The sequence below is a fragment of the Salinimicrobium sp. CAU 1759 genome (genome assembly GCF_054482715.1).
Genome location: NZ_JBTLRK010000001.1, coordinates 68,321 through 80,807 on the forward strand (window position 1 = coordinate 68,321; position 12,487 = coordinate 80,807).

General features: G+C 39.7%; 9 protein-coding genes and 1 tRNA gene. 3 read left to right on the forward strand and 7 right to left on the reverse strand.

The annotated features are described in order from the left end of the window. Nucleotide 1: 1 nt before the first annotated feature. Genes ACXYMT_RS00255 through ACXYMT_RS00265 form a run of 3 tightly spaced genes read right to left on the reverse strand, consistent with a single transcriptional unit; the run spans nt 2 to nt 3,381 of the window. On the reverse strand, nt 2-1,372 hold the full coding sequence (locus ACXYMT_RS00255; protein WP_459057092.1) for a hypothetical protein: 1,371 nt from the start codon (nt 1,370-1,372) through the stop codon (nt 2-4). A gap of 33 nt (nt 1,373-1,405) precedes the next feature. Beyond that, entirely contained in the window at nt 1,406-2,653 is a 1,248-nt protein-coding gene (locus tag ACXYMT_RS00260) for a hypothetical protein (RefSeq protein WP_459057093.1), read from the reverse strand. Beyond that, nucleotides 2,650-3,381, reverse strand: a complete 732-nt coding sequence (locus ACXYMT_RS00265; RefSeq protein WP_459057094.1) for a type III pantothenate kinase — start codon at nt 3,379-3,381, stop codon at nt 2,650-2,652. Before ACXYMT_RS00265 ends, ACXYMT_RS00260 begins: the two co-directional genes overlap by 4 nt. 119 nt (nt 3,382-3,500) lie before the next feature. On the opposite strand from ACXYMT_RS00265, the gene ACXYMT_RS00270 reads away from it, so the two are divergent. Then, nucleotides 3,501-3,573, forward strand: a tRNA-Phe gene (locus ACXYMT_RS00270). A 194-nt stretch (nt 3,574-3,767) separates the two neighbouring features. On the opposite strand, the gene ACXYMT_RS00275 is transcribed toward ACXYMT_RS00270, so the two are convergent. The 4 genes from ACXYMT_RS00275 to ACXYMT_RS00290 form a co-directional block, all read right to left on the reverse strand. After that, the gene (locus ACXYMT_RS00275) at nt 3,768-4,970 is read right to left on the reverse strand and encodes a DUF7282 domain-containing protein (RefSeq protein ID WP_459057095.1); all 1,203 of its coding nucleotides are present in this window, start codon (nt 4,968-4,970) and stop codon (nt 3,768-3,770) included. A gap of 249 nt (nt 4,971-5,219) precedes the next feature. Further along, nucleotides 5,220-7,649 (reverse strand): TonB-dependent receptor, encoded by a 2,430-nt coding sequence (locus ACXYMT_RS00280; RefSeq protein ID WP_459057096.1) that lies wholly within the window; start codon nt 7,647-7,649, stop codon nt 5,220-5,222. Between the two features lie 35 nt (nt 7,650-7,684). After that, nucleotides 7,685-7,900, reverse strand: a complete 216-nt coding sequence (locus ACXYMT_RS00285) for a hypothetical protein (RefSeq protein ID WP_459057097.1) — start codon at nt 7,898-7,900, stop codon at nt 7,685-7,687. A 9-nt stretch (nt 7,901-7,909) separates the two neighbouring features. Next, nucleotides 7,910-10,342 (reverse strand): TonB-dependent receptor, encoded by a 2,433-nt coding sequence (locus tag ACXYMT_RS00290; RefSeq protein ID WP_459057098.1) that lies wholly within the window; start codon nt 10,340-10,342, stop codon nt 7,910-7,912. A gap of 197 nt (nt 10,343-10,539) precedes the next feature. Between ACXYMT_RS00290 and ACXYMT_RS00295 the strand changes: the two genes are divergently transcribed. After that, complete coding sequence (locus tag ACXYMT_RS00295; RefSeq protein WP_459057099.1) at nt 10,540-11,709, forward strand: sensor histidine kinase; 1,170 nt, start codon at nt 10,540-10,542, stop codon at nt 11,707-11,709. 4 nt (nt 11,710-11,713) lie between these two features. After that, a complete protein-coding gene (locus tag ACXYMT_RS00300) occupies nt 11,714-12,484 on the forward strand; it encodes a LytR/AlgR family response regulator transcription factor (RefSeq protein ID WP_459057100.1) in 771 nt (256 codons plus the stop codon). The last annotated feature ends 3 nt before the right edge of the window (nt 12,485-12,487 follow it).

A 12,487-nucleotide genomic window follows, 5' to 3' on the forward strand; every position in this document is an offset into this window, starting at 1 on the left:
ATTACAAATTAGGTACTCTTACGCTCTCTCCTATCCAACACCCAATATTGATAGTTTTACCCTGCATGTCGTTCTGGAAGATATCACTTCTCTGTGGAGCACGACCTCTATACGCTGCTGCAGTTTCATTAGCAGTACTGCTTATTGAAGGATCTACTCTTGCAGCTCTTTCAGCATACTCGGCAGCTTTCCAGTAAACCGCTCTTTTATCAAAAGCCGTCTCACCACAGTTGTTTGCACTTTGTGCGATCATATTAGCAATCTGAAGATAAGCTCTACCTAGAGAAGGCTTTGAACTAATAGCTTTTCTATACATGTTTCTCGCCTGTCCAAATTGTCCTTTTTCTTTCATGTTATTGGCGATTCTATAGTAGATGTTCGCTCTCACAGAAGGATCTTTCTGCAATTCGGCTGCCTGGTTGTAATACTCCATAGCCTTAGACATATTCCCGTTAGCCTCAGCCAACTGACCTAAAGAATAAGCAGAACTTGCAGACGGCTCCAGCTTGTGCAATGCTTCAGATACCTTTACAAAAAGTGGATCTTCTGTACAATCTTTAGCCGACAACCTGCTATTCACACGCTTCAACCACTCTGTATCCGATTTTTTAGCTTCAAAGTCTTTGCTGTACAACGGGATAAGGTTATCACAGTCTGCACGCTGACCTAGCTTAGCATTAATACTTCCCTTAACGGCACTGTAAGCCACAAGGTTCTTTTCATATGCATTTAGCCTTGTCTTCTCTTTACTTGAAAGCTCTTCACCTGCTTCTTGCTTTTCAATAAGTTTTGCCAAAGATTCTGCTGTCTCATTCTCCTGCTCTTCAAGCTTTGCAATTACGACATCATACATGTCAAAAACTTGCTGAAGATCTTTTTTACCTGCATCCTGTAATTCCACTAATAAGTAGAAGTAAGTATATAGGGATTTTGCATTAAGACTGTTAGGGTCTTGTTTAAAGGCTTTATCAAAAGCTTCAAACTGCTCCTCTGCGGTTCCCATCTTGACATCATACATTAACTGCGCAATGTCTGCATTCACATCTCCGGCATCTGTCTTAGAAGGAAAATGCTGTAGACGCTCTTTATATAAAGAGATCAATTCTTTTGCTATTATTGCTTTTTCACCCTCTGCTGCCTTTTCAAGACGATCTTTTAAAATTCTTTCTCCGTATTGATAAGTAGCTATATGATATGAGGGACAATCTTTTCTTAGGGTCTCAATCCTTGTCCAAGCAGCATCATAGTTCTTGGCTTTTGCATCACTGTAGGCCAGGGCCGCAGTGGTGGCACACTCCTGGTTCGCTTGTGCCTGCAAGGCTCCTGTACCCAGGAGGACCCCCGAAAGAAAAAGTATTACCTTGGTTTTCATAGTATAAGTTTTATTCCTGATTAATAGTTGTGATTATTCAAATCTTCTTTTTATAAACCATCTGTCATTTAAAGAGAGGCTTATCATAGCATTGAAAAAGTTTTCCTGAATTAGTCCTGAACTTGTTGTACCGCGCTGTCCATACTCAAACCCGAGGTTAATATTGGTCAACATTCTTCCTGCTGGTAGTCCTAATCCAAAAGCTATGCCAAACTCATTAATTGATTCCCCATTGAGGTGGAGCCCTGTCTCTTCCATTCGCAGTCCCCCACGGTAAACGATACGATTAAAATAACTTGTGAGTGAATTGTAATTAGGGATATAATAGCCTCCAACTCTATATTTCGAAGCCTGCTCAAAAGACGCTCCTTCAATTGCAAAAGCTCTGTTACTATAGTCTCCTGCTTCTGAAGTTACGAATTCGGCGCCTAAAAACCACTTTTTAGGCTTTCCTATTCCTGCACCTACACTAAGACTTGAAGGAAGTGAAAAATCTGAATTTGACACTGCAACATCACGAGTATCTACTGTTAATTCCTGACCTTCGGCTCCTAACAGTAGCGTTGCCAGCTCCATGTTGTTTTCGGCCTTAAGATCAGCTCCCGGGGTGTAGTGAGTTCCCAGTTTGAATTGCAAATCCTCCCCCAGCATTCTTTCATAATCAAGACCAATCTTAAAGGTAAATCCACTCAGATCACTACGATTGATCTCTCTCGATCCAAACTGTACGTCATCCTGAAGGAAGATACTTTTGTTTTGAATATTCCCGAAGTTATAACTGGCTTCAGCTCCAAGACTTAAGTTTGATGTAAACGCATATCCCGCAGAAAGAAATACGCTGTTAAGACCTCCCTTTCCAGAAAACCGACTAGCCACTCCACCATCTTCATCAAGATCGGTAATATTGTAACCCACAGAAGAATAAGGCACAAGACCAAAAGCAAATCCCAATTTTCCCGTAGGAATTCCCACCGCGAGATAATCCAGGGAAGAAGTACTAATAGTCGAACTTTCGGCATCAGATTTCATATTGACGGTTGTGTTGCTCACCCCCACCGTGTAGGTAGTAAGTCTAAGCCTGCCTAGAGCAGCAGGATTCTGCAGATTTACGTGTATGCTATCTGAATATATGCCGAGACCACCCATTGATTTATTTTCCACGGTCCCTCTAAAAGTATTCAACCCTATCCCGTAGAAAGAATAAGGTGAAGAGGTTCGCTCTTGAGCGGTCGTAATCACTGAAAATAAAATGAATACGATTATAAAAAATCGTTTTGTCATTGATCGATATTAGATTCGAGAATAAAATTTAAGCCCTCCAACAAGAAATTGGAGTTGGCAAATATGCCATTTTTTAAGTTTCCAGACAAGAAAGTTGCGTCTCCACCTGTAATAATACAGTGTAAATTTGAATATTTTTCTTTATACCTATTAATTGTCCCCTCAATTTCCATTAGCACCCCATTTACGACACCCGAAGTTATTGAAGCAGCTGTTGAATCTCCAATAAGCGGATGTTCTTCTCCTACTTCTATCAACGGGAGATTTGCAGTGAAAGTATTTAGGGCCAGAAAACGCATTTTTAAGCCGGGAGAAATTCCGCCGCCCAAATATTCTTCTGAAGCATTTTTAAAGTCATAAGTAATACAAGTACCGGTGTCAATTACCAGAACGTTCTCTCCGGGATATTGTTTTACAGCGGCAGCCACCAACGCCTTACGATCATTTCCTAAAGTTTGAGGGGTAGCATATAGATTTTTAAAGGGCACAGGTGTGGAGGGCGAAAGTTGAAGGATATTTACTTTTTTTAAAACCTCTTCCTGCAACTCCAGCCGGGCCGAAGAAACATTCGATATTACGAGATGGAGGATCCCAGGATACTGTTTAAAAAAATCTGATGCTATTGCAGAAACCTCAGCTTTATCAACAATGGTTTTATACCTAAGATCATCTTGTTGAAAAACAGCGAGTTTAGCAATGCTATTACCAATATCAATAATGAGATTCATGAGCGGGTGGTTGAAAAAGCTAAAATACAAAAGCATTTTTTTTCATTTTCCTTTGGGAGATAATAAATTTGAATCTATATTTGCACCCGCTTACTACAAGGTAAGCCGCTTTAAGCACTGGTGCCTTAGCTCAGTTGGTAGAGCAAAGGACTGAAAATCCTTGTGTCCCTGGTTCGATTCCTGGAGGCACCACAAGCAAAGCAGAAGCCCTCAAATGCAAATTTGGGGGCTTTTTTTATTTTATGGTTTTGATTTCGTGGATTGTAACGGATCAAGAACAAAAGTTGTGGATTAGGCAAAGTATCACCTGCAATTTACCCCATTAAAAGTAAAAAGGCCGCCCTTACAAGGCAGCCTTTTTACTTTAAAGATTATTAGATCTATTATTACTGCAGAGTTACAGGAGTGACAACTACATCTCCATTTTCATCTGTAAGTGGTAAGTCAAGGCCATTTAGACCATTGAATTCGTAGACCCCTTCAATTCCGGTATCATTATGCAACATCACCCACACCGTATCTCCTGCAGCTAAACTTACATCATTGACAAAAGTGATCTCTACAGAGGAGTTATCCCCAGCGTCAAGATAAACAGGAATAGAAATAATTTCCGGAACCATTGGTCCGTCTCCTGCTTCATTAGAAGCGTGGACTACAACCCATCCTTCCATGTCCATGTTGATGTTTTCCACGGTAATAGTATTATCAACAAGTGCCTGATCGCTAACAGTGATTGAACCACTCATTGCAGTAGTAGAAACGTTATTGATGGTTATTGGAGATACTACGACATTATCACCATCCATGATTGGAAGATCCAAGCCATTTTCACCATCGAATTCATATACTCCTTCTTCACCGGTATCTTCATGTAACATGATCCACAAAGTATCGCCGGCTTCCACGTTAGCGTCATCTGTTAACGGAACACCAACATTTGAATAAGTTCCGGCCTCAAGATAAACAGGTTCAGAGATTATTTCAGGTACCATCGGTCCGTCACCCGCTTCGTTGGATGCATGGATAACCACATAACCGTCTTGTTCCATAGTTATAGATTCTACATACACTACTCCATTTACAAGGTCCTGATCATTTGCAGTAAAAGAACTGACTGCCTCACCTTCAACAGAAACCATGAAAGATTCTGCCACAATATTTCCTTGTGCATCTGTAATGGGGGCATCTACATCATTCACTGTTTCAAATTCATATGTACCTAAAATTCCACCGTCTGTGTGAAGCATCACCCACAGCGTCTCACCATCGGTTACTTCTTCACCAGCGGCAAGTTCAATAGTTACATTTTGGGTAGGTCCCGACTCTACTCTTTTGGGTACAGAAATGATTTCAGGCACCATAGGAGAACCATTATTATCCCGGTGCAGAACAACCCATCCCGGGTTACTCATACTTACAGAATTAATAGTTAATGTTCCGTTTTCCAACATTACCTCGTCATCAACTACGATACTACCTGTGGGAGGAATTCCGGGATCAATTACGTCATCGTCATCATCACTACATGCCACCAGGCCTAAAAATAAAATCATTGGTAACATTAAAAGGTAAAACTTTTTTAATTTCATAATAGCTGTTTTTTTAATTTGGTTTGAAAGTACCCAGAACAATAGAGAATCCTCGTTAAGGCTTTATTAAATAGCCTTTCGAAAAACTTAATTAATATTTACTTAGTAATCTTATTCTTTCCAGATCCTTTCCACTTCATGGCTTTCATTAAGGTGGTAGAAAAGCTAGTTAACGTCACCAGAGCCTATTAAAAAGAAGAAACCCGGCTATGCCGGGTTTCCTGATGAAGTTGCAGAAGAATGAACGGCCTAACCTCCCGCCCTGTTCAATTCTTCCAGACTTTTTTGGCGGGAATTGCTTTTAGCTTTGGAGGGCTTAAATGTATACCTCAAATTCAAACTTACAGACCTGTCATCAAAGTACTGGTCTATATTGATTGTATTACCAAGGTAATCTGCAGCAACATTCATTTCTTTTCCTCGAAAGATGTCTGTAGCATTCAGGGTCACATCCAGCCTGTCATTAAAAAATGACTTTTTTAGACCGGCATCTATCCACATTTGTCTTTCTATATCGTAAACGCCATAGGCCATTGGACCTCTATATGTTCCGTTCACTTCAAATTTTATCTCCCAGGGAAAATTCACCTGATGATTAGTTTGGATCATGTAGAAAAAATTATCGTTTTCGACAGAAGATCCGTCTATGGTTAGATCATATTCCTGTTGATTAAATACCAGCGTATTATTCACATTCCAAAAGCTGGCAAGTTCAACAGGTGCGATGATTGTTGCACCATATGTGCTAAAATTATCCAGGTTACGTGTTGTAAAGGAAGTTCTACCTGTTTCTGCATCAGCGGCAGGCACTTCTATGAAATAATTTTTGGTACTGTCATAGCTCAATAACAGCGTAAATTTCTTGAGAAAAGTATTAGTTAATTTATAGGAATCAGTGATCTGAGCCTGTAGATCCGGGTTTCCTTCTGTGTAGGTGTAAGGATCAAGATAAAAGATAGAAGGATTAAAACTGCTATAATCAGGTCTTTGTATCCTGCGGCTATAAGAATAGTTCAGTTTATAATTCTCACTTACATTTTGCTCCAGTATTACATTTGGGAAAAAATCCAGATAATCTCTTTCATTTGTTTCTTTCATAGTAAATGATCTTCCCTCTCCATAGGTTTGTTCTGCCCTTAGTCCTGCCTGTAGATTCCACGTCTCGTTAAACCTGTTACTATAGCTCACGTAAACTGCATAGATCTCTTCTTCATATTTGAACCTGTCACTAATCGCAGGATCCAGGAAGCGGTCATTATCTTCAATCACAAAATATTTCAGATCACTATCAGAAACCACTTTGCTTGCCTTCAATCCTAATCCAAGGTTTGAAGTAGCTGAAAGTGGCGTTGTAAAATCAACCTGAGCCGCATAGATACTGTAATCTGAAAGACTCACATTTTCCAACAGCTCCAACTCTTCAGAACCATCGGCTAAATAAGTGTAAGTATTCGCAAAGTTGAAATTCTCTTCATTCTCAAGCCTTACGTAGTCCAGATCCGCGGAAAGAGTTGTTCCAATAGTATCCAATTCGCCGGTATAATGAACATTGAACTGCCCATTGTAAAACTTTTCATCCCTTTCATTTAAGGCGTCTACGTTCAAATAGTCTCCATTCTGGGGATGCGAGAGGGTACTAAAGGTGTTCCAGTTCGCAACTACATCTTTATAGATAAAGTTCGCCATTGCCCCCACACTATGTCCTTTACTTAGATCATAGTCTGTTCCTAAACGAAGAGAGGGAACAAACTCTTCTTTAATGTCTATGCCAGATTGCTCATAGGTTGTGAAATTCTCATTCCCGGGAAAGGATCTGGTGACATATTGAGGCCTGTACCTACCTCTTTCCGATAGATCAAGGTTTGCGTAGGAATTGAATTTTCCGGCATTGTGATTAAGATTTACTCCACCGTTGAACAGATTCTGGTGATTAACTCTGTAACCTCCGTAAATACTTCCTGCAAGACCTGTTTCAGCATTTTTCTTAAGGCTTATATTCAGAATTCCGGCTGTACCTTCTGCGTCATATTTTGCTGAAGGATTATGGATCACTTCGATCTCCTCAATATTTTCAGCAGGCATACTTTCCAGTAAGGTCTGAAGCTCTTTAGCCGAAAGGTAGGTCATGCGGCCGTCCAACATTACTGTTACGCCTTCCCTTCCGTTTATCATGAATTCTCCACCCTGTCCTACCGAAACACCCGGTGCTCTTGAAAGCATTTCATAAGCTGTTCTCCCGGCAGCAACGGCTGTACCCTGGACCTTCATTACCATTTTCCCATTTTCCACCTTTACACGCGGTCTCCAGGTTTGGATCATCACCTCATTAAGCATTGTCAATTCTTCCCGCATGGTAACCAACCCGAAATCCTTCCTAAAATCTGAATCGGCTATTTCAAACAATGGGGTGAATGTAGATTCAAAACCAATGGCACTGAATCGAAGTACATATTTTCCATTTTCAGGGGATTTCAGGTTAAAGCTCCCATCCATTTCTGTTGTAGATCCTGTAACTACAGTGGAGTCCGGCATTTTTATAACCGCTACAGTGGCAAAAGGAATAGATTCTTCATTTTGATCCATTAGACTTCCGCTCAAAGCTCCACTTTGAGCTTGAACAGAATAGGTTATTAGTAAACTTAAAAAAGCTGTTATTAGAATTTTATGCGACTTCATCATTTAAATTTTGTGGTTAGTAAAATGTGTCTGGCTAGCTAACGGGACAAATATGAAGCACTTAGCTCATCTTCAAAACCTGAAAAAGATGAAGGAGGATATTTCCAGGCTGAATCGGGATATTTTGATAATGAAAAATTCAGTGCATTTTCGACATTTTTGACACTCTGGGTCATTGGTCTTATTTTTGGGCCAACTGAGAAAAAAAAGATCCCAAAGTTGCCTTTGGGATCTCTGATGAAGTTGTAGAACATTGAACCCTATTATCCTCCTGCCCTGTTCAATTCTTCCAGTTTGTTCTGACGGATCTCTTTCTGGGACTTTCCGTTATTAAAGTTATAACGCAGATTTATACTAAAGCCCCTGTTATAGAAGTACTGGTTAAGCTCAAAAGTACTTCCCGGATATTCAGATTCCACATCTATCTCCATTCCTCTAAAGATATCCGTAGCCCTTAGTGTAAGATCAAGTCGATCATTCAAAAATGACTTTTTTAGGCCCGCATCAAGGAACCAACGATCTCCTATAGTTGCCACTCCATAAGCCACGGGTCCCATATAGTTTCCATTTACCTCCAGGTCCATATTCCAGGGGAGTCTAATCCTGTGATTGGACTGGAAAGAATAGAACAAATTGTCATTTTCAACGATCCCTTCTTCGTAAGGAATATCAAAATTCGTTTGATTCAAGATCACCGTATTTTCAACATTCCAGAAGGAAGCCAGCTCTACCGGCACAACCAGGGTAGCCGAAAAGGATTCCATGTGATCTGTATTGGCCGTAGTCAATACCGCCTGACCGGTTTCCATGTTGGTACGAGGATATTCGGCAGTAGCGCCTTCAGTTCTACTGTAATTCAGCATGAGCATATATCTTCCGAAGAGGGTTTGATTAATTCCATAAGAAGAAGTAATCTCCGGCTCCAGGTCGGGATTCCCAACTATGTAGGTATATGGATCAAGGTAGAACAGAAAAGGATTCAGTGTACTGTAATTGGGTCTGTTGATCCTTTTACTGTAGGAGTAGTGTATTTGATAGTTTTCATTAACGGCTTGGCTCAACTGTACATTCGGGAAAAGATCCAGGTATTCCCTTTCGTTAATCTCGTTCATAGTGGGAGAAATTCCTTTACCCACAGTTTGTTCAGCTCTCAATCCCAGTTGAAGATTCCAGGTGTTGCTCAATTTGTTGGTGTAAGTAGCATAAGCAGCATAAATCTCTTCTTCGTATGTAAAGCTGTTGCTTCGACCGGTATCCAGCTCTCCCTGAGAATTTTCACCAATATAGAAACTAAGATCACTTTCTGAAATCACCTTACTCCCCTTAACTCCTATGCTGAACTTAGATCTTTTGTTCAGCGGAAGATCAAGGTCTGTCTGAGCTGCAAAGATCTCATAATCTGAAATGCTTTGGTTGTAAAGTTCTTCCAGCTCTGATTCTCCATCGGCAACAAAGAAATAGTTATTCGTAAAATTGGAATTAAGGTCTTTTGAAAGCTTTATATAATCCAGGTTGACAGAAATTTTTGTGCCGATGGTATCTAGTTTTCCGTCATAGTGCACATTCAGTCTTCCATTTCCGTAATCCTCGATCATTCTATTTCTTGCTGATATTGTCTGTAGATCTCCCTCACCAAATTCTCCGAGGGCAGTCTCGGTGTTCCAGTTCCCGGTCTCTTCATAAAATGAGTAATTCCCGATAAAACCTATAGTGTGGTTTTCATTTAGTCTGTAATCTGCTCCGGCCTGGAATGACGGGATCCACTTAGTCTCGATCTGTTCCCCTTCCTGACGGAAATAATCGTACTCAAAATCATAAGTATAATCTCTTGCTATCTCTTGTGTCCTTACAAATCCTCTTTTAGAGAGGTCGGCACTAAAAAATGTATTCCATCTACCTACGCTGTAGTTAAGAGTGGTTCCCATGTTATACCAGTTCTCCTTGTTGAATTCAACCCCGCCATAAACACTACCATTGAAGCCAAGAGCAACATTTTTTCTAAGCTCGATGTTGATGATCCCTGCAGTACCTTCGGCATCATACTTTGCCGGTGGATTGTGGATCAATTCGAAATTCTTTATGTTTTCTGCCGGCATGGATTCCAGCATGGTTTTTAACTGCTCTGCTGAAAGATAGGTAAAGCGTCCATTGATCATGATCCTCACTCCATTTTTTCCGTTAAGGCTTAGATTTCCATTTTGGTCTGCCGAGATTCCGGGAGATTTTGAAATGATCTCAAAAGCCGAAGTTCCTGCGGCCATTGCAGTACCTTCGATCTTCACTACCATCTTGTCTGCCTCCATTTGAATTCTGGGCCTCCAGGCCTGTACCATAACTTCGTTGAGCATGGTGACTTCTGCAGGAAGTACGACCTTTCCAAAATTCTTCTGGTAAGCAGGAGAGTTAACCTCAAAGGATTTAGTAAAAGTTGATTTGAATCCTATGGCACTAAAGCGTAACAGATAATCCCCTTTTTCGGGGGCATCAAGTTCAAATCTTCCCTCCATATCGGTAGTAGTTCCTGTAACTATAGTAGAATCGGGTAATTTCATCACTGCAACGGTAGCAAATGGAATAGTTTCTTCCTTCTGGTCTTCAAGGCTCCCGATAAGAAAACCTCCCTCCTGAGCATTTACACTTAAGGTTCCAAAAAGGCTAAAAAGCACGACTGTTAATGTTCTATACAACTTCATCATTTTGTGTTTTTGGTTAGACATTTTTGTTAGCTAACACCACAAATATGTGATGCTTAGAGCTCCTTAGAAACCTAATTAAGATGAAGTGGGATATTTTTAAGGTGAATCGGGATATGCATCAAATGAAATGGACTGATGTTTTTCGGGATACTCTGATATTCGTATGAGACTGGAACAGAGATAATTTTGGACGGGCAATGACAAACTTTAAAAAAATTTTTATTCTTTACATTTACCGGTGTAAAGAAATTTTACGGCTTATCAAAACTCAAAAGGATCATAGCAGACTTGCTGCCAAAGAAAATATTGCAGTAAAAAGACCTCATCACAACTGGCTGGGAGGATTGATCCTGAAAGCCTTTATCATCAGTTTCCTCATCTTTTTTACAATTATATATTATCATCAAGGTGCTTCTTTCTTTTTTGTAAGTGGCATATCTTTATTAAATGAGGTAGTTGCTTTTGAACTCTTCTTTACCTTTATTTTTATACTCTTCACCTTTATTTCCCATAGAGGAATATCAAATTTTTTAAATAATAGAAATCTTTTCCAGGATAGTTCTATAATAAGAAAGCTGGTAGAGGCAATCCTCGTCGTAATTAACTCTACTATTCTTTTGTTCCTGTTTATTCTTGTGCCTTTCCTGCTCGCTTTCCCTGAAATAGAAGTGTTGCCTGAGCGTCACCGATTTAATATTGCTTTTATGGCCATTCTTTCCCTGTTCTTTTATTACTTTGTTGAGCGAGAACGTAGTAAAAGAAATCTGCAGGAGAAGATCTTACTCTCCACCCGTCTCCAGAAGGAAACATTCCAGGCACAACTGGAAGGACTAAAAAACCAGATAAATCCTCACTTTTTATTTAATAGCCTTAATGTTCTTAGATCTTTAATTACTTACAATAAAGCACAAGCAAAGGAATTTGTGACAAGGCTTTCTACAGTTTACCGCTCCCTGTTGGTACACAGTGAGAAAAAACTGGTTAGTCTTGAACAGGAAATGAAATTGACAGAAGCTTATATCTATCTACTTAATACCCGCTTTGGACCTAATCTTCGATTTGATATTGACATAGAAAAAGAGCATCTAGATCTACTCCTCCCTCCGGGATCTTTACAAATGCTTATTGAAAATGCTGTAAAACATAATGGATCTACCCGAAAGAATCCTTTATCGATAAGCATTATCTCAAAGAATAAATCATTAGTTATAAAAAATAATCTTCAACCCCGACTAGATAGTATTGAATCTACCAAAACAGGCCTGCAGAATATTCGCAGGAGGTATGAATTACTGTCGGCCAGAGAGATAGAATTAAAACCTACGGAAAAAGAGTTTTGTGTTCTTTTACCACTACTAGAAAAATAATCCTATGAAGATCTTAATAATTGAAGACGAAGCTTTTGCCGCGAGTGCATTGGAATCCCTAATTCTTGAGCTTAGACCGGAGACCCAGATCCTCGACAAGATCGAATCTATTGAGGAAGCGGTAGAATGGTTTAGTCTTAATACTTCTCCAGATCTCATTTTTTGCGACATCCACCTCAGCGATGGTAATAGCTTTGAAATTTTTAAAGCAAGAGAAATAAAAAGTCCGGTAATTTTCACCACTGCTTACGATGAATATGCCATTGAAGCATTTAAGGTCAATAGTATAGATTATTTACTTAAACCGGTGGTAAAGGAAGAATTAGCAGAAGCTATTAAAAAATACGAAGATCTAAAAGGAAACAACTTGAGTGATGATTTTCAAAACCTGCAAAATCTTCTAAAAAGTTCACTTCAGGAAAACTCACCTGCAGGAAAGAAATCCCGTTTTATGGTGAAATCGGGTCAGACAATAAAGTCGATTTCCAGCGAAGACGTAGCTTTTTTTCTAGCTGAAGAAGGAGTGGTACTACTAACGACTTTTTCAGACAAAAGATACGTCGTTAATTATACTCTGGATCAACTTGAAGAAATGCTAAATAAGCAACTTTTCTTTCGAGCTAACCGTCAGCTGATTGTAAATATAAATGCAGTAAAAGAAGTAAGCCCATATTTTAAAGGTCGGCTTCACCTGGTTCTTAAGGGAGAAGTTGCCGGGGAGCAAATTATTAGCAGCAGCAAAGCTTCAGCTTTTAAAGAATGGCTTGATCTGTAAAGA